This window comes from Kroppenstedtia sanguinis (genome assembly GCF_050433445.1).
Classification (GTDB): Bacteria; Bacillota; Bacilli; order Thermoactinomycetales; family DSM-45169; genus Kroppenstedtia; species Kroppenstedtia sanguinis.
The window spans coordinates 29,646-53,498 of record NZ_JBNPXF010000020.1 but is presented as its reverse complement, the minus strand read 5'-3'; the positions used below and the strand labels follow the sequence as shown (position 1 = coordinate 53,498).

The window sequence follows — 23,853 nt, the reverse complement described above, 5'->3', positions numbered from 1 at the left end:
AGTCGATTGTAAAACCTAACATCATACCTAATCGATAATGATTATCACTTTTAGATAATGTAAGTTATTTTTCTTATGTTGTCAACAAGACTGCTTATTAACCGTAATTTGGATAAAGCTGCGATATCTCGGTATTCCAGGCGTGTTGATTCGCCCTATTCATCATGTCATCCATCAAGAAGCTGATGAAGATATCGGGAAGCTGACGGCTTCGGGAAAGGAAATCGATTTTCATACCAAACCTCTTGTGGCAGCAGGGAAAAGACTTCCTTGGCTAATTCTATTATTATTCATCGGATTAATTTCCGGGGGAATTATTGAAAGTTTCGAGGAGACTTTAAAGGCCGTGGTCGCTCTTGCCTTTTTCATGCCGATGATTGCCGGTATGACAGGAAATACAGGGACACAATCTCTTGCAGTCGTCGTTCGTGGCCTGGTATCTGAACCCCTGGATCTGAAAAAGGCTACTAAGCTTCTATGGAGTGAGCTATTAGTAGGGATGATTATTGGACTCACTTGTGCGATCCTCATTGCGACGGTCGCCTATGTCTGGAGAGGACGCTGGATACTTGGCTTCGTTGTCGGTCTCTCCCTCTTAGCCACCCTGATCATCGGAACCCTTGCTGGAACCATCATCCCGCTAATTTTGTATAAATGTAAAGCCGATCCGGCTGTTGCATCAGGGCCCTTGATTACAACGATCAATGATATCTTGTCCCTGCTGATTTACTTCGGCATTGCTATCCTATTCATTTCCTATTTGACGTAAAGGAAAATTTAAACCCAGTGACGAATATGGATATTTGTCACTGGGTTTAAATTTGCTGTGGGATATTACGACTAGGACAGAAATCTGACCAACAAACAAATGAACCGAGGAGATCCATTTAACCAACACGGTAAAAAGTATACAATTGAAAGGCTGTTCAGGAGTGTAGATAAAATGAAAGCCAGTACAGAAGCGCGGAAACCAAATCGCCTGCTTGATAGCGAGGTCAGATCAACGCGCGTAAGATCGTTATTGATAATGTGAATGTCTCCTTTGGAGAGAAGGTAGTATTTTCCCAATTGTAAGTCTATTTATGGCAGACTATTAAAGGAGGTAATTTCTTCAATGAGATTTTCCTGGCTTAGAACCACTTGGAAACTGATGTCCATTTCACTCGTTTCCGTACTAGTAATCACCATGCTTCCAACGACTGGAGCAAACGCTGCATCTACATCTGAAGTCTGGCTGACTGATATGGCGCAGGGCTCAAAACTTTCGAAAAAACCCGACACCACTTTCATCGTGGACGACGGTGCCCCGGGCCTTGCCATCGTGGTGGACGAATATACCACCTATCAGCAGATGGATGGCTTTGGTGCCTCGCTAACGGACGCATCCTCCTGGCTACTTCAATACAAGCTGTCCACGGGCAAGCGGGCGGAGGTCATGGAGAAGCTGTTCGGACAGACGGGGATCGGACTTAGTCTGTTACGGCAGACCATTGGCGCATCGGATTTTAATTGGGAGGCTTATAGCTACAATGAAACCGCTGGCGACGTGAACATGAATAATTTTTCCATACATCGGGATCTACCCTACATCGTGCCGATGGTAAAGCAAGCAAAATCTATCAATCCGCAGCTAAAGGTAATGGCAGCGGCCTGGAGTCCGCCCGGCTGGATGAAAAAAGGCCAGTTTTCTAATGCCCAAAATTCGATGAACACCGGATATCTGGATCCTCAGTATTACGGCGCTTATGCCAATTATCTTGTGAAATTTATTCAAGCTTATACGGCACAGGGCATTCCGATTTATGCTATCAGCCCGGTGAACGAGCCGGGTCTTCAAAACCCGGAATATCCGACAACCTATATGTCCATATCGGATCACAATAATTTTATTAAAAACAATCTGGGGCCGGCTATTAAAAACGCAAGACTAGACACGAAAATCATGGCTTATGATTTTAACTGGGACAACCTATCGTTCCCGCAGCAGGCTTTGGCTGATCCTGCTGTCAATGCTTATATTGCGGGTACAGCATTCCATCATTACGGCGGCAGTCCGTCTGCAATGACTACATTGCATAATGAGTACCCGAGCAAGGACATCTGGTTTACGGAAGGCGGATTCGGCTCATGGAATCCCAGCTTTAACGGCATGATGCGCGAAATGATTGCCGTTCCTAGAAACTGGTCAAAATCCTATATTTTGTGGAACCTTGCGCTAGATCAAAACAACGGTCCGACGCTACTGTCCAACAGTATTAACTGGGGAACGATCTCCGTGCGTTCCGACAAGATGGACAGCGTGACCTTCAATGATCAGTACTATGCCATCGGACATTTCAGCAAATTTGTCGTTCCCGGCGCCCACCGGATTTCTTCCACCACGTACGGCACGGGTACACTGGATCAGGTGGCATTCAAGAACCCTGACGGCACCAAGGCGATCGTAGTCTTCAACTACGGCAGCGCAAGCAATACATTTAAGGTCGTATGGAACGGGCAAAAGATCACCTATACCTTGAACCCAAATGCTGCGGTAACCTTTAAGTGGAGTTAAGTAAGATGAAAAAGGAACTGCACCCAGAGTATCGGCCAGAATTATATTTTTTTGATCATAAGAAACTTGTTTTGTTTTCTTAACCTATAAGGTAACTACCCTTGATCATTGACCGTATTGCAGTCCACCACAGATTTTACATTGAAGCAAAATTTATGCTTTCCGTTCCCTCCTGATAACGTATAACCACTTCTAATTTTTTTCGTCCTGAACTAAATTTGGCCATAGAAAAACTGCACCTTCTATGTTAGTTGGTGTCCAACATGGAAGGTGCAGTACAAACGTAAGCGTCAAACCCAGTACAGCTGGTGAAAGTGACATTAAGTTAGAAAAACCAATTGAACTTCTTTCTATTCAACAATCATAAGTGCAATCTTAAATACTATCATACAGACGTGTTGATTATCCATATTTCGGGTGAGGAGAGTTCGAGTCCACCCACGCGACCGTTGTCATCCGGCAAGGAAGTGAAAACTATCCTCTCCAGATTCTCCGCTGAGTAGGATGGCAACCTTGCTATCGAGATTGTAGTGCCTGTGGTGCTACCTTCATCTAGAGCTTTAGCTCATCGAGGTTGTAGTGCCCGTGATACAAAGGTCGTTTGGGTAGCACACCACTCCCTTCCGTCACTCATTTTCTAGTTAATCAACAGCCCTGACCATAACGATTTCTTTTCGTTCACCTTAGATTATTAACTCTTTTTACAATTAATTGTTCTGTAATTAGTGACTTAACAGATGGTAAGATAAATATGAGAGAAGCGGGGTAACGTGTTGTAGTAAAAATGTGATGATGTTACCGATTAATGACGAAGATAGAAGCGAATTCGAAGATTCTTTTCGTGTTTAGATAAGAGAACATTGCCTATACTGCCTAACAAGAACTTGATAAAGGTGGTGTGTGGCTGATGTGGATTCCTGTGGGGAAGATGGGTATTTTATTTACGACATATTTGAAGTAGCTCTTGAAGAACCGTGGAAATTAATGAACCTTGAGTTAGGTGAGGGGCCTCTCAAACTTGACACTTGCACATCGTTTCAAACAAGGCGCCACTTTTACATGACAGCTTTGTGGTTCCGTCATCAGGACCCTTGATTACAACGATCAATGATATCCTGTCCCTGCTGATTTACTTCGGTATTGCAACCCTGTTCATTTCCCATTTGACGTAAAGGAAAATTTAAACCCAGTGATAAATATGGATATTTGTCACTGGGTTTAAAATTGCTGTGGGATATTTACGACTAGTACAGAAATATGACCGGCAAGCAAATGAACCGTAGAAATCAGGTGCTTAGCGATTCACGTCTGTCCATTAATTTGGAGAAATACATATCCAATAAGGAAAGTTGGCCGAACATGTAACGTTACCGTTGGAGGAAGTAACAGGTGAAACTAGTCAACAAGCCGCTGTAAGGGAAGTGAATGACATGGTACTAAATAAATTTGTTATGAATTCTTTGGCTAAAATAGGGGGTTTAAGGTGTTAAGTTTTGAATCCTTTTGGCTTAAAATCGCTCTTGACCGCTCTTTTGTTCTTCCCTCTTTCTCTTGGCATTCAGTATCTTTACCACAATGCAGCGCCTTGGTTGAATGCTGGGACGAGTGCACTCCTACTCTTTGCTGCCTTGCTGGTAATAGAGTCTGTTTATAAGAGGAGAACAAAAAAGGAATAGTCCGAAGCCTCCACGGCATCCTAAAGGAGAATCCAGAGGGATCTTATGTAACAGCAAGATCCCTCTGGATTCTCCTATTTCTTGATCTGTACGAATTATTCCCACTCAATGGTGGCCGGCGGTTTGGAGGTGATATCGTAGACCACTCGGTTGACCCCGTCCACTTCATTGATAATGCGGTTGGAGATCCGCTCCAGTATGTCGTGGGGGATTCTGGCCCAGTCGGCGGTCATACCGTCGATGGAGGTAACCGCCCGGATGCCAACTGTGTAGGCATAGGTGCGGGCATCCCCCATCACACCCACACTTCTGAAGTCAGGCAAAGCGGTAAAGTATTGCCAGATTTCGCTGTCCAGTCCTGCTTTTTGGATTTCATCCCGCAGGACGGCATCAGATTCCCGCACGATTTTCAGCTTCTCCTCCGTCACTTCACCGATCACACGAATTCCCAATCCTGGCCCAGGGAAGGGCTGACGCCAGACGATTTCCCGGGAAAGTCCCAGCTCCTCGCCGACCTTACGCACCTCATCCTTAAACAAGGTGTTGACCGGTTCCACCAAATCCATCTGCATATCTTCCGGCAAGCCACCTACATTGTGGTGGGACTTGATCGTCTGTGCCGTCTCCGTCCCCGATTCCACAATATCGGTATACAGAGTTCCTTGGGCCAAGAAATGGTGCTTGCCCAGTTTCTCCGTCTCCTCTTCAAAGACACGGATAAACTCATTGCCGATGATCTTCCGTTTTTGCTCGGGGTCGGTCACACCCTTCAATTTGCTCAAAAACCGCTCCCGTGCGTCCACTTGGACCACATGCATATGAAAATGGTCGGCAAAGGTGTCCATGACGCTTTCTGCTTCTCCTTTGCGAAGCAAGCCATGATCGACAAATACACAGGTAAGTTGGTCTCCGATGGCACGATGGATCAGTGCAGCCACAACGGAAGAGTCCACTCCGCCGCTCAAAGCGCAAAGGACCCGTTTCTCGCCGATTTTCTCCTGTAGCTCTCTCACCGTATCCTCGATGAAGGTCTCCATACTCCAGTTTCCTTCACATCCGCACACATCGTACAAGAAACCCCGAATCATCTCATCCCCCTGCGGGGTGTGACGTACTTCGGGATGAAATTGAACGCCATGGATCTGACGAGCCCGATCACTCATCGCCGCCACAGGAGCCGAGGTGCTCTGGCAGTCCACCTGAAAGCCCTGGGGTGGAGCGATTACGACATCACTGTGGCTCATCCAGACGTTTTGCCGGGTACCCAGTCCTTGAAAAAGTGGGGAATCAGAGAGGATTTCCACATCAGCTTTTCCGTACTCACGCTTTTCTGCCCCTTTGACCTCGCCCCCGAAATGGGCACTGATCAGTTGCATTCCGTAGCAAATGCCCAAAATCGGAATCCCCAGCTCAAAGATGGCCGGATCACATTTGGGAGCCCCATCCGCATACACACTGGCCGGCCCCCCTGAAAATACAATACCCTTTGGTGCCATCTTTTTCAGCCGTTTCGCATCGGTATGATGTGGCAACAACTCGCTATAGACTCCCAGATCCCGAATCCGCCGGGCGATCAGCTGATTGTATTGCCCACCGAAATCCAGCACTACCACTTGTTCCATCGAAGACCCCACCTTCTCCAATTCAGAAATTCATCAGAAAAAGGCCGGCGCCCGCACCGCTTCTCCTTAGCGATACGAAGCCCCGGCCATTTCTTTCGTTTGCACAAAAGAAAAGCACCGGTGACCTAGCGCTCGTAGTCCAGCCATTTACGGTGGCCGGGTAGAGACGTTCAGGCCCTATCCCTGAAAATATACGAGTCAGATCAACCCTGTGGAAATAACTATATAATTTCCGTTTGCATATCTGCATGCGTACATGATACCAATCGGAAAAAATGAAATCAAGCGGACGCATTTTTCCAAGGTCCGCCTCGCCTGAGTTGAAAGGAGATGGCTCCGCCAACCTTTGCCCTGGTACAACTCTGTTTTACCGGGTATGAAAACCTTGCGCCAGAGCAATCATCTTGCTGTAGACCCACATGCTCTTTGTCGGGTACCCTAAGGTGGATCACCTCCGAGGAGAGAAACATCATGCCGAATCGAGCGGAAACGGGAGTCTGGGTCAGCCTCATCGCTTACCTTTTCCTGAGTACAACCAAAGTAAGCTTGGGTTATTTACTTTCCTCTCAGGCCCTGACAGCAGATGGCCTGAATAACGTGACGGATGTGCTCGCTGCCATAGGAGTCCTCATCGGCCTGCGGATTGCCCGGAAACCCCGGGATGAAGACCATCCCTACGGACATTCCCGCGCAGAGAGCATCTCAGCTCTTATCGCTTCCTTTATCATGGCCACAATCGGCCTGGAAGTGTTGCAAAGCGGAATCCGGACTGCATGGCAAGGTAGGACGACACCACCTGAGTTGTCAGCAGCCTGGATCGCTTTGGGATGCGCCGGCGTGATGTTAGCCGTGTTCGCTTACACCCGGTATCTCGCCCATCGCACCCGTAGCAATGCCTTGGGAGCGGTCTCCAAGGACAACCTCTCTGACGCCCTCGTCAGCATCGGCGCCGCCGCAGGCATCATCGGTTCCCAATGGGGCCTGTCTTGGCTGGACCCGGTGGCCGCCATCCTCGTCGGTCTGATTATCCTGAGAACGGCTTGGGGGATTTTCAAGGAGATGTCCCATCTTTTAACCGACGGCTTTCATGAAGGGGAGCTCTCTCGATACCGGAGCACTATGGAGGAGATCAAAGGCGTAAAATCCGTAGTCGACCTGAAAGGCCGTCTGCAGGGGAACGAGGTCATCCTCGATGCGGTGATTGAAGTGGATCGGGATCTTACGGTGGAAGAGAGCCACCGGATCACCGAGATCCTCGAATCGGAGCTGGCCCGCAAGCATCAAGTACGGCAGGCCCATATCCATGTGGAACCCGATGGTCCTGATAACTCCTAATCTCTCTCGTTTCTCTCCTCTCTCAGAAAAACCAAATGACCCCTGCTTCTCCATGTCGGAGTGTGAACTGGATGATATTCCATCAGGCGCAGGCGTGTTGATCAGCTATATTTTGGGTGGGGAGATCGTGTTCACCCACGCGACCGTTGCCATCCAGCAAGGAAGTGAAAACTGGCCGCTCCAAACCTGACCATCGGGCAAGGGCAAAGCCTTACGGAAGAGAATGATGCCCCTAAACCCCCTCTCGTAAGACTTCTCCGCTGGGCAGGATGGCTTCTTTAATCTAGAGCTTCAGCTTTTTAAATTGTAGTGCCTATAGCGCATCCCTCATTTCAAATTGTAGTGCCTGTGGTGCTACCTTAATCTAGAGCTTCAGCTCCCTTGGATTGTAGTGCCCATGGCGCAAAGGTCGCTTTGGTAGCACACGACTCCCTTCCGTCGCCCATTTTCTAGTTAATCAACAGTCCTGATATTCCATATACAAAAAACGCCCACCTGCTACGACGGGCGTTTCCACTGCAATGGATCCTGTTGCAAATCATGAGTTGGCATTTTTGAAATCTTAGACCCTCCAGGGTAACCTCTTGGGTTGGTATAGGTTTTTTTCACTTTCCTCCTGGTCACTACGATAAGCTTCATAGGCCTCCACAGCCACTTCAACGTGTTCCCAATACCGAGTTCCTTTGGCGATCTCCACCAACATCTCGATCAGTTTGGTTTCCGGTTCCTCCCCCTCCCGAGGTGATTTGCAAAGATCCTGAATATCCGAGGAGAGTGAAGCCACATCCTCAAATTTCCCCATTTCATCAAACCTCCCCATCCATACCACCAATAAAAAATGCAAAAAAAAAGACGGATTAATAAACTTATTATCCTACAAAACAAGGGGCGGATGGAAGCACAGTCCTGCAAAATTTTTAAGACGCTGATGACAAAGAGTGTTTTTTTACATTTATTCATAAAAGAGGTGTCCTGCCAAAGTTAGTGATGACAGGTGGACACCCACTTCCCTTCTTAATACTCAAATTGCCGGTAATACCTCCGCAAATCCATGAAAAAACTCGGATGAAGAGACTGCTTTCCTCCGCACCCACTGCATTTCTTCCAAAATACACATGACGAAAAGATAGACTTCTGCCCACATCTCACCACCGCCAACCCAAATGTTGTATCGATGTTTGGATTTGTTCAATCGCTTTACGCAAACTGCCTTTTTGATCCGATGAATTGATCAAATACATCGGATTCAATCTCTGTTTTCCCTTACATCTGATCACGAAAGCCCGGTTTAGAGCATAGAGTAAAATAACACTTCATTCCGGTTTAACAATCGGTAATGAGATCAGAGGTGGAATCGGGTTGAAAAAAGACTCTTTCGATGGATCCAATTTACAAGGGAAAATGGGAGGCATCTTGGGCGATAAGTTTTGGAACGAATTGCATCACGCCCTTCCCCGTAAGGGACCCGATGTGGACATCTATGAAACGAAGCAGGAAGGGATCATCGTCGTAGAAATTCCCGGACTCTCTTCTCCAAATGATGTCCAGATCACCCTGGAGTTTCAAAGCTTGATCCTTCAAGGAGAAATCCCCTACGAATATCCCGTGGCCAAGGAAAAGATCTCCCTCGGTGAACGACGATTTGGCCGATTTAAACGAAGAATTCAGCTCCCTTTCCACTATTCCCCCGATCAGATCCAGGCCCATTACAAAAATGGTCTCTTGGAGATTCGTTTACTCAAAAAGGTGGTAAGTAAAGAGGTAGAAATTCGTTTTGAGGAGGAAAACTCCTGACTGAAAAAGCCGTTTCCCTATCGAGTGAGGGAAACGGCTTTGATAATTTGGGGATCTAATGCCCCCTCAGGGATCATTGTGTGGAAAATCACAGAAGGGCAGGCGGAGAGCCTTTAGCTCTTTGCAAGAGATCGGAGCCGCCTTACCATCCTGTTCCCACCCCGCTGAAAAACAAGATCAAGGTTGCTGAAGGCACTCTAGTCCCTCTACTTTTTCTTCTTTGGAAAGATCGTATAATAGAAAGAGCTGATCCCATCGATCAAAAGAATGAGCACCCAGATCCGACTGAGCTGATTGATCTGTTCATTGCGGAAGGGAAAAAGTTCCGGCGTATTCCAGGTATCGATCCAAGTCTCCACCCATTCTTCGGCTCCACCCACCGATTCCCACCCAAAGATCACGGCAAAGGCCAAATGGACGATCAAAAACAGCAACAGATGGAGATACCAACTCCTGCGTTGCCTGCGAGCATGGGGGCGCCCATAATTCTGCTGCTCTTCCTTTTCTCGCTCTTTCCGGGAGCGGGCTTCCTCTTCCGGAGGTAGACGTTCCCCTTTCCAGCGGGCTATTTTTCGCCCCATGTATCGATCCAGCTTTTTCAGATCCTGGGGACCATAAGTCACACTGTAAATTAAAGCAACCACGATCACCACCTGAAAGGTGGAGAATTGCCCAGTTTCTTGGTAATCGACGATCCCTAACGCCAGAAAACTGAGCAAATTCAAAACAAGCAACCACAGGAACCCCCGGGACCGCATCCCAAACCCGTAGCGCATGACCAGAAAACCGATGATCAACACCCAAAAAGAGACCTCCACAGCGATGAACAGCCACCAGCGATGAGTCGCAATCCACTCCAGCAATGTTCTGTTCCCCCAAACTATTTTCGCTCAAATTCCGGCTCTCTCTGTCATTATCTCTTCTCTGCAAACAACCTCTTCCCCACGCACATGAAACTGGAGTCGAATGCCTTTATGTTCCCTCACCCTGTCGGATCTCAGACTCTCTGTAAGCATAGAAAGAGCGAAAGCTACCCTATCCGTCAAGGAACGAGCTCTGGAACTGATTTTCGGCAGGTGGCGAAGAGGCTCCCATCCCATGCCAAGATTTTGCCTCCCCACGCCTGCCGATAACTTTTCAGCGGCAAAAGCGCATGCCGCAAACCTCTTTTTATCCCATTCGATGGATCAATTGTAGTACCTGCTCCTTCGCCGACTCCTCCGTCTCCGGTGGCTCCGCGTATTCCTCTGGATTGGTTCCGAACCAGTTTTGCAGTTCATCCCATAGGATCTGTTTCTGCTCTGAAGTCAGTTCCAAGCAGCCCACCAGGTGATGGTATAACTTTCTTCCTTGATTATCGTCCATCTCGATCACCCCGCAATTTCTTCCCAGTTCCTCATTGAGCTGGTATATGGATTCATTATACAACACGGTATCCAATCCTTCTTCATCTCACTTCAGAGATCCCCCTGAAACTCCGGATCTCCTCCAGCCAAGTATTTTCGGTAAAAGGGAGTTCAGCTGATGATGGAGAAATTGTCCATAGCGATCATGAAGGAGGGAAGAGAGCTGTCCAATCATCAAGAACCCACGGAGACTTCTCTGAGCAGGAAAGAAATCATCTTGCGGAAATTGAATGAGTTGGGAGCCAACGCAGAGGTCAGCGCCAGCGAACTGGCTGATTTGCTAGGGTTGGACCGGGCCAATGTCAGTCGTCTGTTAAATCAACTATGGCGGGAGGGAAAGGTGGGCAAAAGTGCTGGCAGACCGGTTCTTTTTACTGCCATCGAGCAGGAGTATTCCCCGCCAACCCAGACCACCCTGGATCGATTGCTAGGCGTGGACGGCAGTTTAAAAAACGTCATTCAACAAGGGAAAGCAGCGCTTCTCTATCCACCTCACGGCATGCACATCCTTCTATTGGGTGAAACCGGTGTCGGCAAATCGATGCTGGCAGAATGTTTGCACCGCTACGCCATTGAAGTGGATCGCCTGGTGGATGATGCCCCCTTCATCATCTTTAATTGCGCCGATTACGCGAACAATCCGCAGTTGCTACTGGGTCAGTTATTCGGCGTTTACCGGGGGGCTTTCACCGGAGCCCGGGAACAAAAAGGAATGATCGAAAAAGCTCATGGCGGAATTCTGTTTTTAGATGAAGTTCACCGTCTGCCCGCTGAAGGGCAGGAAATGTTATTCACGTTGATCGATAAAGGGATCTATCGCCGTCTAGGGGAATCAGAAACGGAGAGGAAGGCCCAGGTACTTCTGATCGCCGCTACCACTGAAGATTCCGACTCCAGCCTCTTGCGGACATTTAAGAGACGGATCCCCATGGTGATTCGAATCCCTCCTCTGAGAGAACGGAGTATCGAGGAGCGGTATCGACTGGTGTTGCATTTTTTCAAGGAAGAGGCGATCCGCCTGGGAAAAGAGATCCATGTCTCTCCTAACACGATTCGGGCCTTATTACATTATCCCTGTCTGAACAACATCGGTCAGCTGAAAACGGATATTCAACTCACCTGCGCCAAAGTATACGCCGATTTCGTCAGTGCCAAAAAAGAGCGTGTCCAGATCCACAGCTCCGATCTGCCCCCCGGTGCGAAAGAAGGGCTGTTATTAAGCAAAGGATCCCGGAAAACAGTGGACCTTCATGACGGTCTGTATCTATTTCATCCCCAGCAGGCGGATACGCTTTTTGCTGTGACACCCGAGGAACCTTCCTCCTCTGTATATAAGAAGATTGAAAAAAGATATAACGAACTGAAATCACGCGGTCTCCAGGAGGACGAACTGAACTCCCTGATGACCCTCGATATCGAAAACTACTTTACCCAATATTTCAAAAGGATGAACCGGAAACTGGGAGAAGGTAACCTGGCCAAGATGGTCACCCCTGGGATCATGAAACTGACAGATGAGATTGTCCGCTATGCGGAAGCCCAGCTGGACACCCGTTTGAGTGAAAAGGTGGTGCAAGGGCTGGCGTTGCATATCCAGACTTCCACTGAGCGGATCGAAAGCGGAAAAACCATCATCAATCCGCAACTCAACCACGTACGACGAATGTATAAAGATGAGTTTAGCGTGGCTCTAGACTGTATCAAATTGATTGAGGAAAAGACGGGGATGGATGTTCCCATCGATGAAGCCGGATTCCTTACCATGTTTTTTGTGCTCGATGAGACAGATGCGGAGGAAGCCGAGGAAAGTGTACACATCCTGGTGATCAGCCACGGCAACGGGGGTGCAACTGCAATGGCGGAGGTCACTCGGGAACTGTTAGGTACCGAAGGGCCCGCTGCAATCGACATGCCTCTTCATATGGATCCGATCGAAATCTATGAACAAACCAAAACCCATCTAAAAAAATATGCCACCCACAGGGGCGTGTTGTTGATGGTGGATATGGGGTCGCTGATGAACTTCGGCAAAATGTTGGAAGGGGAGCTCGGAATTCCAATCCAAACCCTCCCCATGGTAAGTACCCCTCACGTATTGGAAGCGACGAGAAAATCTATCCTCGGATATTCCCTGGAACAGTTGGTGGATGACATCAAACAACTCACACTTTTTGAAACAGACTCCTCTTCGAAAAACGGGAGTAACAAAGGAAACAAACGGGCCATTGTGACAGTGGGTTCAGCGGATTCCATCGACTCCCACACCCTTCAAAAGGTGTTGACCCAACATCTAAGCTTCGATCCCGCGGGATTGGAGATAATTCCTTTGGATGGCGCCAACCAAGAAGAGCTGGAAGAGAGTATTTTGCACCTGAAACAATCCCGACCCATAGTGTGCATTGTAAGCGATTTTTTCTTTCAGATCGATCTCAGACAATTTCCTGCGGAGGAGGTGATCCATGAAGGGATTGAGCAGATTCAACACCTGATCGACACAGAAGAGGCTTATGACAAAATGGCCGACACCCTGCAACACCATCTGTTGCATGCTGACCCAGGTCAGGTGGTCCCGGATTTCAAGAGTTGCTTTGAGGAACTGCAACAGCGTCTGAAGATCTCCGTCCCCACCAAAGATCTGATCGGGATGGTGCTCCACGCCTGTTGTATGGTGGACCGTCTGCTGGCCGGGGATTCATCGGTGATCTTCAAAAACAAGGAAAAATACATCCGATCCAATCCCTCACTCTACACAACCACACGGGACGTGTTAAAGAGATTGGAGGACACCTATGACATTCAGTTGTCCGATGATGAAATCTGCTACATGATGAGTTTTTTCGATTCTTCCAAACGGACTTCTTCATAGAGTGTAAACCAGGAACCCCCTTGATCGACACACTGATGACACGCATGACACAGTAGGAAAACGATCAGCCTCCCACAGGCTCCAACAAAGATTGGCACATCTTTTGCGTTAAGAATGAGGTACATCGGAGAAGGAGGAGTGTTCAATGAATATTTTGTTATGTTGTGCAGCAGGAATGTCGACGAGCTTATTAGTGTCACGGATGGAACAAGCCGCCCAAGAGAAAGGGGTGGACGCCAAAATATGGGCGGTTTCAGCGGATGAAGTAAACACGCATATCCCAGAGGCCAACGTATTGCTGGTAGGTCCTCAAATCCGCTATAAGCTGCCACTGTTAAAAAAGGCGGCAGAGCAACAAGGGATTCCGGTGGAAGTCATCAATCCCGTGGATTACGGAAGAGTGGACGGTAAAAAAGTATTGGAGTTTGCCATCAACTTGAAGAAATAAGGAGGGATTCTCTGTGGGAGGTCTGGTGGGTTTTCTGGAAAAGCATGTGATGCCTGTTGCCGGAAGAATTGCCGAGCAGAAGCATTTGCAAGCGATTCGTGACGGACTGATTCTGGCCATGCCTTTGTTGATTATCGGATCCATCTTCTTGGTGATCTCCGCCCTGCCGATCCCAGGTTACCCGGAATTTATGGCGGGATTTTTCGGGGAACAGTGGCAGGACAAACTGTTGTATCCGGTGAGTGCCACCTTCGATATTATGGCACTGATCGTCAGCTTTGGAGTCGCCTATCGGCTGGCGGAAAAATATAACGTCGATCCGGTGTCGGCAGGGGCTATTTCTGTATCAGCCTTTTTGCTGGCCACTCCCTACACGGTGGCTTTCACTCCGGAAGGGGCTAAGGAAGCCATCGATGTTACCGGAGTGATCCCGGTTCAGTTGATGGGCAGCCAAGGATTGTTTGTGGCGATGGTGCTGGGACTGGTCGCAACAGAAATCTACCGTTATATCATTCAGAAGAATATCATCATCAAATTACCGGATGGGGTCCCGCCGGCAGTTGCCAAATCCTTTGTCGCCCTGATTCCCGGTCTGGTGGTCATTTTAGTAGTGTGGGCAGTCCGCCTGTTGATTGAAGTCACTTCTTTCGAAAGTATTCACAATATTATCTCCACCCTTCTCAGCAAACCCTTGGGGCTACTAGGCGGCAGTCTGATCGGAGCTCTGATTGCCGTACTGCTGGTTCATCTGCTTTGGTCTACGGGTTTGCATGGCGCAGCCATCGTAGGCGGAGTGATGGGACCGATCTGGCTTTCCCTCATGGATGAGAACCGTCAAGCCTTCCAGGTAGATGCTTCCGCTGAATTGCCCAATGTGATCACGCAACAATTTTTTGATCTTTGGGTCTATATTGGAGGCTCCGGTGCCACCCTCGCCTTGGTAGTGGTCATGATCCTTCGGGCCAAGAGTGCCCAGGTGAAAAGCTTGGGCCGGCTGGCCATCGGGCCGGGGATCTTCAATATTAATGAGCCGATCACCTTCGGTATGCCGATTGTGTTGAATCCCTTGTTGATCATTCCCTTTGTGCTGATCCCCCTCGTGCTAACCATCACCACTTATGTAGCCATGTCTACTGGCTTCGTCGCCAAACCCAGTGGTGTAGCCGTTCCCTGGACGACTCCGCCTCTGATCAGCGGTTACTTGGCCACGGGAGGGAAAATATCCGGCATCGTCATGCAAGCTATCAACTTTGTCATCGCCATCGGCATCTACTATCCTTTCCTAAGGATCTGGGACAAACAAAAACTAAAGGAAGAGCAAGGAGCAGAGTCCTCCGCCGAGCAAGCCGCCGTATAGAAGCGTGTTGAAAGAGTCGACACCCAAGGGAACAAATTTCACAGCAGGCATCTCAGGATGATCGGAAATTCACCATCAGAGTAGGCAATCCATCCCCACCCTCTCCGATCAACAACACCTCTTGGAAAGTGGGAATCTTATGACCCAACTGATTATCAACGCAGATGACTTCGGTTATTCCAAGGGAGTCAATCTAGGGATTTTGGAAAGTTTTAAAAACGGGGTAGTCACCTCCACCACGCTGATGACCAATATGCCCGGGGCCGAACATGCTGCCTCGCTGGCCAAGGCACATCCGGATCTGGGCGTGGGAATTCACCTCGTCTTAACCTGTGGCGCCCCTTTATGCGAGGATGTGCCCTCGTTGGTAAATCCACAGGGCCTCTTTCGATCCGGAAAGGAATTAGAGAAGGTGGCTGAGCCGGAACACATCGAACGGGAATTGACCCGACAGGTGGAAGCCTTTTTCTCTCTGGGATTGGAACCGACTCACCTCGACAGTCACCACCACGTCCACAGTCACGAGAAGGTGGCACCCATTGTCTTGAAGTTGGCCCAAAAGTATCGCCTGCCGGTTCGTAAAATTTCAGTCGATCCCCGGCACAGGAGCAACCGGGAGATCCAAGGGACGGATCTATTCCTCGCTGATTTCTACGGAGAGGGAGTGACACAGGCTAGACTACTGCGGATCCTGGAACAAGGGGCTGCCGTTGAAACAGCAGAAATCATGTGTCATCCCGCCTATCTCGACTATGAGCTGCTAACCGGTAGCTCCTATACCCTGCCACGAGCAAAGGAGCTGGCCATCTTGACTGACCCTGAAATCAAAGACTGGATCCGGACACAGAGGTTGGAATTGATTTCATATAAAGAATGGAAAGTCTGATGTGAATAAGGGGAGAGAGCCGATGGATGCATCTTCAGAGGAAACCGTATTTGAAATGATCCTGTACGGAGGCAATGCACGGAGTTGCGCTATGGAAGCGATCAGCTTTGCAAAAAAAGGAGACTTCGACAAGGCACGAGCCAAACTGGATCAAGCTGGGGAAGAGATTATTAAAGCCCACCGGATTCAGACCACTTTGATTCAGCAGGAAGCCGGTGGAAATTCTCAACCGCTCACCTTATTGATGGTACATGCACAGGATCATCTGATGAATGCCATTTCCATCAAGGACCTCGCCGTAGAATTTGTCGATCTATATGAGGAAATTCATATTTCTGGAGGTGTCCAAAGATGAAGGGATTGAAAATCGCCACCATCGGCGGAGGTTCCAGCTACACTCCCGAATTGGTGGAGGGATTTATCAAACGGTATGATGAACTGCCGGTACGGGAACTGTGGCTGGTCGACATTCCAGAAGGAGAGAAAAAACTGAACACCGTGGGGGCATTAGCCCGACGAATGGTAGAAAAAGCCGGAGTTCCGATGCAGATCCATCTCACTCTGGATCGCCGGGAAGCGTTGAAGGATGCAGACTTCGTCACTACACAGATTCGTGTCGGCTTGTTGGATGCTCGGATCAAGGATGAACGGATCCCCCTGAAGTACGGCGTGATCGGACAGGAAACCAACGGCCCAGGCGGATTGATGAAAGCACTTCGAACAATCCCGGTCATCCTCGACATCGCCCGGGAGATGGAGGAACTATGTCCCCAGGCTTGGATGATTAACTTTTCCAATCCCGCCGGGATGGTCACTGAGGCCGTCCTCCGCCACAGCCACATCCAAAAAGTCGTTGGTCTGTGTAACGTTCCCATCGGGATGCGCATGGGCGTCGCCAAGCTCCTCGATGTGGAGGCCGATCGTGTCCAGATCGATTTTGCCGGTTTGAACCATATGGTGTTCGGTCTGAACGTCTATCTCGATGGCGAGAAGATCACCGACCGACTGCTGGAGACGTTGACCAGTGGAGAAAAATCTGGCGTCACTATGGAAAATATCGCCGATCTCGGTTGGGAGGCCGATTTTATCAAAGGACTGCGATTGCTTCCCTGCCCTTATCACCGCTATTACTACCAGACCGACAAAATATTGAAAGAAGAAAAAGAAGCCGCCCAGGAAAAAGGAACCCGGGCTGAAGTGGTGAAACAGTTGGAGCAGGATCTGTTTGAACTGTACAAAGATCCCGACCTGAACATCAAACCCCCCCAACTGGAAAAACGCGGGGGTGCCTATTACAGTGATGCAGCTTGTAGCTTGATCCACTCCATCCACAACGACACAGGGGACATTCAGCCAGTCAACGTCCGAAACAACGGAACCATCGCTGGGATCCCACCTGAATCAGCTGTAGAGGTCAACTGTGTCATCACTCGGGAAGGTCCTCGGCCCCTGACGGTCGGTGAGCTGCCAGTGGCGGTTCATGGATTGGTGCAACAGATCAAATCCTTTGAACGGGTCACGGTCGAGGCTGCCGTCACCGGGGACTATCATCAGGCGCTACTGGCGATGACGATCAATCCCCTGGTTCCCTCAGACACTCTGGCCAAAAAGATCCTGGATGAGATGCTGGAAGCCCATCGAGATCATCTGCCGCAATTCTTTCAGAAAGCTGAGGGAGCTTCCGCCTAAAGCCAAATCCATCCAGGTTCGATCCACACGAAAAACACCCGCCTCATTGAAGGTTGCGGGTGTTTTTTCCGCCTGTAAGGGCAAAAACGGCTTCTCATTACAACAATTTCTCCGCAATTTCGCTTGCTACCGGCAAACGATACCACTCTTCTTGGTAAGCTTTCACCATCAAGACGATCCAGAGAACCAACGTGACAGGCCAGATCAGAACTTGAATCATATCTCCCAGAATCGGGATCACTCCCACCACCATTTTTAAAAGCGTTAGGGAGCCAAAGACGACAATCGATTGTGCTGCGTGAAACCGGACAAACCGGTTCTCCTTCTCCAAGAGTAAAAAGATGAGACCGCTCACCCACAGTAGCAAATAGCTTAATACCGCCGACACTTTGGGGTCCAGGTCAATAGACGATGTAGATTTCCGTTCCTCGGACGGAGGATGGTTCCCCTGTTCCATCATGTGCCTCCCCACCGATTTTTCCGGTCTGCAAACCGGTTGATTCACGCAAAGTATATCTGATAATCATTTCCCGCTTCAAGCCCGGAGAAGGCCCTCCTTTCAATGGAAAAACATCGGAGGGCCTCCGTAGTCAAGTAAAGTATTCCAGTGTTGCAGTCGGGAAATATTCCTCCAGATATGTTCCCAATCGGGTTTTGATGTCCTCCTGCTCTTCATCAGTGTAAACGTACTTCCCGATTCCATAGCGACCCCATTTCCATTTGCGGCGCATTTCGTCCATTTCCAGCTTGGTCATGGGATAGTTTTTTTGGATGGTCCGTTTGGCCGGTTTGGTAAAACGATGCTGGATAAACTCGAAAGTCAGGTCTTTTTTGGCGACATCCGGCAATGAATCTTTCAGTTTCTCGAACATGTGGCGATACCCCTCTTGCCACCCTTCGTGCAAATAGATCGGGGCAACGATAAAGCCCAGAGGGTAACCGGCTTGGGCCACCTTGGCGGCGGCGGCGAAGCGATCTTTTAAAGAAGAGGTGCCGGGTTCCAGATATTTAATCACGTAATCGGCGTTGATGCTGAATCGAAAACGGGTTTTTCCATGATGCCGGGCGTCGAGAAGATGGTCAACATGGGCAAATTTGGTCACGAAGCGGAGCCGACCGGTTGTCGACTCCCCGAAGTACTCGATTGCCCGTTTCAACGAATGGGTGAGATGGTCCACTCCGACGATGTCCGAGGTGCAGGAGGCTTCAAACCGGGTCACTTCCGGAGCCCGTTCCTGCATGTACTTTTCAGCGGCGTCCAGAATCTCCTCGACGTTCACATAAGTACGGATGTAAGGTTTACTCCCCATGGTCGTCTGTAAGTAACAATAGTGGCAGTGTCCCATACAACCCGTCGCCAAGGGAATCGCATACTCTGCAGAAGGTTTCGAGGTGTCGAATTTGAGGGTTTTTCGGACCCCCACGACCAGTGTGGATTTCGCTACCCGGTACCTCTGGAAATCGTTTTCCCCAGGCAAGTTGCGAACCTGGTTGTGGGACGTGGTTTCCCGGATCTCGATCCCCATGTCTGTAAATTTCTTGTTTAGCCGCCGACCGAGAGGATATTCAAGGGCACGTGGCTCCATGTATACCAATTGTGGCAGGAATGGCTTAACCATGAGAGTCCCCTTCTCCTGAGAAGCCGAAATAATACTGATATGCCTGCTCGGCTTCTTCTTCCGTACGGTAAACCGCAATTTCTTCATTCATGGGGTAGTGGGTTTCGTACAAGAACAGGCTCAAATCGCCAGCTCCTTTTGGATCACGAACCACTGCGGCTTCCTGTATGTTGGCCACGTCTTGCGCGTGAGGATTTCGCACCATTACATAAACGATGTCTCCTGCCTGAATCGGCGAGTGTCCCTGATTTTCATCCATGGTATCACCTTTCCACAGCTTTGGATGCCCTTATGTTTCCCAGATCCGGGAAAGGTATTTGACGTTGAAATCTGAATCAAGGTGCAAGCTCGATCGAGAAGAAGAAAAAAGAGGCTTCCCAAAAGTTGGCTGAACTCATGGGAAGCCTCTCAAAACCTACCCTATATGGGCAAATTGTGGGCTAAGCCCTTGCTTTTTTAAATAAAAACCTTAATACATCCATGTTTATGGGGGATGGTTACATCGTTTATGGGGGATGGTTACATCATACCGCCCATACCGCCCATGCCACCCATATCCGGAGCAGCAGAAGCACTTTCTTCTTCCGGTTTGTCAGCCACAACCGCTTCGGTGGTCAGCACCATGGCCGCCACGGAAGCTGCGTTTTGCAGGGCAGACCGGGTTACTTTGGCCGGGTCGACAATTCCGGCATCGATCATATTTACCCATTCACCGGTAGCGGCATTGAAACCAATGCCCACTTTTTCTTTCTTAGCCTGTTCCACCACTACGGAGCCTTCGAGACCCGCGTTAAAGGCGATTTGACGAAGCGGTTCTTCCAAGGATCGACGAATGATGTTGATCCCGGTTTGTTCATCATTATCTTCGCTCTTCAAGTTTTCCACCGCGTGCATGACGTTGACCAAAGCGATTCCACCGCCGGAAACCATGCCTTCTTCCACACCGGCACGGGTGGAGTTAAGAGCATCTTCGATACGAAGTTTACGCTCTTTCAGTTCGGTTTCAGTGGCGGCACCCACTTTGATGACGGCTACGCCGCCAGCGAGTTTGGCCAGACGCTCTTGTAGTTTCTCTTTGTCAAACTCGGAAGTGGTTTCCTCCAGCTGTTGCCGGATTTGGTTCACACGGCTGCTGATCTCACCACGGTCCCCGGCACCATCGACGACGATCGTGTCATCTTTGGTGACACGCACTTGACGAGAACGGCCCAGTACGCTGAAGTCGGCACTCTTCAGGTCCATACCCAGATCTTCGGTGATCACTTGGCCGCCGGTCAGTATAGCGATATCCTGCAACATCGCTTTCCGGCGATCGCCGAAGCCTGGAGCTTTGATAGCCACCGCGTTAAAGGTGCCCCGCAGTTTGTTGACCACGAGGGTGGCGAGTGCTTCCCCTTCCAGATCTTCCGCAATGATCAAGAGGGGTTTGCCCTGTTGAACCACCTGCTCCAGCAAAGGCAGGATCTCCTGCACATTGGAGATTTTCTTGTCGGTGATGAGAATGTAGGGGTCGTCCAACACCGCTTCCATCTTGTCGTTGTCGGTTACCATGTAGGGAGAGATGTAGCCGCGATCAAACTGCATCCCTTCGACAACTTCCAGTTCGGTGAGGAACCCTTTGGATTCTTCCACTGTGACCACGCCGTCGTTGCCCACTTTCTCCATCGCTTCGGCGATCAGCTGACCCACTTCATCATCGTTAGCAGAGATGGCTGCCACTTGGGCGATAGACTCTTTGCCTTCTACCGGCTTGGCAATGTTCTTAATCTCATCGACTGCCGTCTTGACCGCTTTTTCAATCCCGCGCCGAATCACCATCGGGTTGGCGCCAGCGGCGACGTTCTTCAGACCTTCACTGATCATCGCTTGGGCTAATACCGTCGCAGTGGTGGTCCCGTCTCCAGCCACATCGTTGGTCTTAGTGGCCACTTCCTTCACCAATTGCGCACCCATGTTTTCAAACTTGTCATCCAGTTCGATTTCCTTGGCAATGGTGACGCCGTCGTTGGTGATCAACGGAGAACCAAATTTTTTCTCCAGCACCACATTGCGTCCCTTAGGCCCAAGCGTCACCTTGACGGCGTCAGCCAGGGCATCCACACCGCGCAGCAGAGAGCGGCGGGATTCTTCACTGAACTTGATCTCTTTCGCCATTGTTCCTTCTCCCTCCTATGTAGGGGTTTTTATTCGACGGGGTGGAAAGATCAGTCGAGAACAGCCAGAATATCGTTTTCACGCAGAATGAGGTATTCCGTGTCTCCCACTTTCACTTCCGTACCCGCATATTTGGAGAAGATCACCCGGTTCCCCTCTTTGACTTCGAGGTCGACTTTCTGTCCATTTTCATAGCGGCCAGAGCCCACAGCAACCACTTTGCCCTCCTGAGGCTTCTCCTTGGCCGTCTCCGGCAGAACAATGCCGCTAGCCGTTTTCTCTTCTTGTTCGATAGCTTGCAGAACGACTCGATCCCCCAAAGGTTTGATCACGTCTGTACACCCTCCTTTATGGGTGAAATGTTTTTCTGTTAGCACTCATCAGGCCTGAGTGCTAACACCAATTACATAATATCTCCACTGACTTCGTTTTGCAAGACCTCCTCTAAAAAAAATTATTCACTGCAGTAGCAGTAGCTGAAGGAAGTCCCTGCCCGGATCCATCGCCGATTCCGACTTGGATCAGGGATCATGCCATCCCCCAAGGAAGTGGAGAGGGAATCTTGTCATCGGGCAGAGGCAAGACGGAAGCCACACCAGGATGAATATGGCCCCTCAGCACCCTCTTCCCAGATTCTACCCTGGGTAGGATGTCATCCCTTTCTCAGATTGTTGTGCCTGTGGTACTTCCTCTATCTCAGATTGTTGTGCCTGTGGTGCATAAAAGCTTTGCACCCATAGGGCACAAGTCTCGCCAGGGTCGCTTCCGCTCCCTGGTCTCGCTATGGCAGCACACGACTCCCTGACGACTATTTTCTGCTTAATCAACAGTCTCAGACCTGAATCAAGATTTTTGCAGTTTCACTGACAAGAAAAGGAGAAGAGGGCTTCCCCCCTTCCCACATTTTTCTTACCATCCGTCATCCAGATCTTCTTTTTCCTGTTCTCTCCATTTACGCTCCCACTCTTCATCTTCCATCTCGATCTGTTTGTAGACCCGTGCCGACAGCCAGATACTCACCTCATAAAGAAGAATGAGCGGAATACTTACTAAGATGTTGCTGACAAAATCCGGCGGCGTCAACAAGGCAGCCAACACCACCATGAGCAGATACGCAAAGCGACGCCCTTTCCGCAAAAGATTCGGATTCAACACCCGGATTCTCGTCAAGAACAGAATGATCACCGGCATTTCAAACAAAACGGCTATCGGAAACACGATCCGGAACATAAAGCGAAAAAACTCATACATTCCGTAGGTTTCCGTCGCCCCCAATGAAGATGTCAACTTGAACATAAAGTTGAGGAGGAAAGGAAAGATCCAGCAATAACCGAAAAGGAGTCCCAGGATAAAAAGAAAGGCGGCAAACGGAATGTAACGCAAGGTCGCCCGTTGTTCCCGAGATGTCAATCCCGGCCGGACAAAGGACCAGGCTTGGTACAATGCGATCGGAAGTGTGAAGGTGACCCCCACTACAAAGGCGAACTGCATATAGATGGCCAGGGCTTCCCCCGGAGAAAAGATATGCAACTGCAGGGTTTCTTTGAGGGACCCCTGAAGCAAATCCTCTTTCATAAATTGGATCATCGGTTGGGCAAACAGGAAGCCCACGATCAACATGATGATAAAAGTGGCCAAAGTGACCAGAATCCTGTTGCGAAGTTCACCTAGATGTTCGGTCCAATGCTTCTCTCCACCACTCATGGTTGTCCCTTCCCTCTCCCTTTTCCACCCGCCTGTCAGTCTTGTCCACTTGTAGGCTCATCCTCTTCGGAAGGGATGTCCTCTTCCGGGGGAAAATTTTTCAGAAAGTAGATCAATGTCTGTAGTTCAACGGTCAGATCGATATGATGTAACCGAACATTCCGCGGCACCGTCAGCCGGGATGGCGTGAAATTAAGGATACCCCGAATCCCGCTTGCCACAATCCGATCGGTGGTGACCTGAGCCTCAGCCGCCGGAACCGTCAAAATCGCCACTTCCACATTGTGCAACTCTTTCATTTCGGAAAAACGATCCATAGAGAATACAGGGATTCCCTCCACCGCGGTTCCCACTTTACTCGGGTCCGTATCAAACCCCGCCACAATCTTGGTGTTGTGACTCCGGTAAAAATTATATCCCAGCAATGCAGTGCCCAAATGACCCACTCCCACCAGTACCACATGGGTCACTTCATCTTGGCGCAGAAACTCTCGCAAAAATTGCAGTAAATAGTTGACATTGTATCCATATCCTTTTTTACCTAGTTCACCCAGGTAAGAAAAATCCCGGCGAATGGTGGCGGGGTCAATCTGCAAAGCATCGCTCAGCTGCGACGAGGAGACGCGTTGCTTTCCGATGATGTGCAGTTTCTCCAGGTAGCGGTAATAAAGGGGTAACCGCTTGGCCGTCACCTGGGGAATTTTCATATCTGACATATTATGCCTCCGAAATATCCGTCGGGC

At 49.4% G+C, this 23,853-nt stretch carries 21 protein-coding genes, 1 pseudogene and 1 riboswitch; of the genes and pseudogenes, 11 read left to right on the top strand and 11 right to left on the bottom strand.

The window, feature by feature from the left end:
- Nucleotides 1-166: 166 nt before the first annotated feature.
- Together JOD24_RS12305 and JOD24_RS12300 are read left to right on the top strand one after the other, a co-directional pair.
- Nucleotides 167-769 (top strand): annotated as a pseudogene (locus JOD24_RS12305) (magnesium transporter); the annotation flags it as partial.
- A 345-nt stretch (nt 770-1,114) separates the two neighbouring features.
- A complete protein-coding gene (locus tag JOD24_RS12300; protein ID WP_380164647.1) occupies nt 1,115-2,554 on the top strand; it encodes a glycoside hydrolase family 30 protein in 1,440 nt (479 codons plus the stop codon).
- A 1,771-nt stretch (nt 2,555-4,325) separates the two neighbouring features.
- Here the strand turns inward: JOD24_RS12300 and guaA are convergent.
- Nucleotides 4,326-5,852 (bottom strand): glutamine-hydrolyzing GMP synthase, encoded by a 1,527-nt coding sequence (gene guaA / locus JOD24_RS12295; RefSeq protein ID WP_380164659.1) that lies wholly within the window; start codon nt 5,850-5,852, stop codon nt 4,326-4,328.
- A gap of 115 nt (nt 5,853-5,967) precedes the next feature.
- Nucleotides 5,968-6,069, bottom strand: a riboswitch (purine riboswitch).
- Nucleotides 6,070-6,323: 254 nt separating this feature from the next.
- Between guaA and JOD24_RS12290 the strand changes: the two genes are divergently transcribed.
- Both JOD24_RS12290 and JOD24_RS12285 read left to right on the top strand, forming a co-directional pair.
- Nucleotides 6,324-7,187 carry a cation diffusion facilitator family transporter gene (locus JOD24_RS12290; protein WP_380164661.1) on the top strand — a complete coding sequence of 288 codons (864 nt, stop codon included), beginning with the start codon at nt 6,324-6,326 and terminating at the stop codon, nt 7,185-7,187.
- The gene (locus tag JOD24_RS12285; protein WP_429247003.1) at nt 7,156-7,377 is read left to right on the top strand and encodes a hypothetical protein; all 222 of its coding nucleotides are present in this window, start codon (nt 7,156-7,158) and stop codon (nt 7,375-7,377) included. Before JOD24_RS12290 ends, JOD24_RS12285 begins: the two co-directional genes overlap by 32 nt.
- A gap of 372 nt (nt 7,378-7,749) precedes the next feature.
- Here the strand turns inward: JOD24_RS12285 and JOD24_RS12280 are convergent, their stop codons facing one another.
- Nucleotides 7,750-7,989 carry a hypothetical protein gene (locus tag JOD24_RS12280; RefSeq protein WP_380164665.1) on the bottom strand — a complete coding sequence of 80 codons (240 nt, stop codon included), beginning with the start codon at nt 7,987-7,989 and terminating at the stop codon, nt 7,750-7,752.
- 557 nt (nt 7,990-8,546) lie between these two features.
- On the opposite strand from JOD24_RS12280, the gene JOD24_RS12275 reads away from it, so the two are divergent.
- On the top strand, nt 8,547-8,981 hold the full coding sequence (locus JOD24_RS12275; protein WP_380164667.1) for an Hsp20/alpha crystallin family protein: 435 nt from the start codon (nt 8,547-8,549) through the stop codon (nt 8,979-8,981).
- A 206-nt stretch (nt 8,982-9,187) separates the two neighbouring features.
- On the opposite strand, the gene JOD24_RS12270 is transcribed toward JOD24_RS12275, so the two are convergent.
- Both JOD24_RS12270 and JOD24_RS12265 read right to left on the bottom strand, forming a co-directional pair.
- Nucleotides 9,188-9,844, bottom strand: coding sequence for a hypothetical protein (locus JOD24_RS12270; protein WP_380164669.1), 657 nt, complete (start codon nt 9,842-9,844; stop codon nt 9,188-9,190).
- Nucleotides 9,845-10,151: 307 nt separating this feature from the next.
- Nucleotides 10,152-10,421: a hypothetical protein gene (locus JOD24_RS12265; RefSeq protein ID WP_429246997.1), complete on the bottom strand. Its 270-nt coding sequence runs from the start codon at nt 10,419-10,421 to the stop codon at nt 10,152-10,154.
- 84 nt (nt 10,422-10,505) lie between these two features.
- Between JOD24_RS12265 and JOD24_RS12260 the strand changes: the two genes are divergently transcribed.
- From JOD24_RS12260 to JOD24_RS12235, 6 genes are all read left to right on the top strand, one after another.
- Nucleotides 10,506-13,253, top strand: coding sequence for a sigma-54-dependent transcriptional regulator (locus JOD24_RS12260; RefSeq protein WP_429246996.1), 2,748 nt, complete (start codon nt 10,506-10,508; stop codon nt 13,251-13,253).
- 145 nt (nt 13,254-13,398) lie between these two features.
- Nucleotides 13,399-13,701: a PTS sugar transporter subunit IIB gene (locus JOD24_RS12255; protein ID WP_380164675.1), complete on the top strand. Its 303-nt coding sequence runs from the start codon at nt 13,399-13,401 to the stop codon at nt 13,699-13,701.
- A 49-nt stretch (nt 13,702-13,750) separates the two neighbouring features.
- The gene (gene celB / locus JOD24_RS12250) at nt 13,751-15,058 is read left to right on the top strand and encodes a PTS cellobiose transporter subunit IIC (protein WP_429247002.1); all 1,308 of its coding nucleotides are present in this window, start codon (nt 13,751-13,753) and stop codon (nt 15,056-15,058) included.
- Nucleotides 15,059-15,197: 139 nt separating this feature from the next.
- The gene (gene chbG / locus JOD24_RS12245; RefSeq protein ID WP_380164677.1) at nt 15,198-15,944 is read left to right on the top strand and encodes a chitin disaccharide deacetylase; all 747 of its coding nucleotides are present in this window, start codon (nt 15,198-15,200) and stop codon (nt 15,942-15,944) included.
- Between the two features lie 22 nt (nt 15,945-15,966).
- Nucleotides 15,967-16,299 (top strand): PTS lactose/cellobiose transporter subunit IIA, encoded by a 333-nt coding sequence (locus JOD24_RS12240; protein ID WP_380164679.1) that lies wholly within the window; start codon nt 15,967-15,969, stop codon nt 16,297-16,299.
- Nucleotides 16,296-17,633: a 6-phospho-beta-glucosidase gene (locus tag JOD24_RS12235; RefSeq protein ID WP_429246995.1), complete on the top strand. Its 1,338-nt coding sequence runs from the start codon at nt 16,296-16,298 to the stop codon at nt 17,631-17,633. The genes JOD24_RS12240 and JOD24_RS12235 overlap by 4 nt, the downstream gene beginning before the upstream one ends.
- Nucleotides 17,634-17,730: 97 nt before the next feature.
- Here JOD24_RS12235 and JOD24_RS12230 read toward each other — a convergent pair whose 3' ends face one another.
- The 7 genes from JOD24_RS12230 to JOD24_RS12200 form a co-directional block, all read right to left on the bottom strand.
- Nucleotides 17,731-18,090 (bottom strand): DUF4870 domain-containing protein, encoded by a 360-nt coding sequence (locus JOD24_RS12230; RefSeq protein WP_429246994.1) that lies wholly within the window; start codon nt 18,088-18,090, stop codon nt 17,731-17,733.
- Nucleotides 18,091-18,223: 133 nt separating this feature from the next.
- Nucleotides 18,224-19,252, bottom strand: a complete 1,029-nt coding sequence (splB, locus tag JOD24_RS12225; protein ID WP_380164685.1) for a spore photoproduct lyase — start codon at nt 19,250-19,252, stop codon at nt 18,224-18,226.
- Nucleotides 19,245-19,511, bottom strand: coding sequence for a transcriptional regulator SplA domain-containing protein (locus JOD24_RS12220; RefSeq protein ID WP_429246993.1), 267 nt, complete (start codon nt 19,509-19,511; stop codon nt 19,245-19,247). The genes splB and JOD24_RS12220 overlap by 8 nt, the downstream gene beginning before the upstream one ends.
- 260 nt (nt 19,512-19,771) lie before the next feature.
- Entirely contained in the window at nt 19,772-21,406 is a 1,635-nt protein-coding gene (gene groL / locus JOD24_RS12215; RefSeq protein ID WP_380164689.1) for a chaperonin GroEL, read from the bottom strand.
- A gap of 50 nt (nt 21,407-21,456) precedes the next feature.
- On the bottom strand, nt 21,457-21,738 hold the full coding sequence (groES, locus tag JOD24_RS12210; protein WP_380164691.1) for a co-chaperone GroES: 282 nt from the start codon (nt 21,736-21,738) through the stop codon (nt 21,457-21,459).
- A gap of 577 nt (nt 21,739-22,315) precedes the next feature.
- A complete protein-coding gene (gene tatC, locus JOD24_RS12205; RefSeq protein ID WP_380164693.1) occupies nt 22,316-23,110 on the bottom strand; it encodes a twin-arginine translocase subunit TatC in 795 nt (264 codons plus the stop codon).
- A gap of 35 nt (nt 23,111-23,145) precedes the next feature.
- Nucleotides 23,146-23,826, bottom strand: a complete 681-nt coding sequence (locus tag JOD24_RS12200) for a redox-sensing transcriptional repressor Rex (RefSeq protein WP_380164695.1) — start codon at nt 23,824-23,826, stop codon at nt 23,146-23,148.
- Nucleotides 23,827-23,853: the final 27 nt, after the last annotated feature.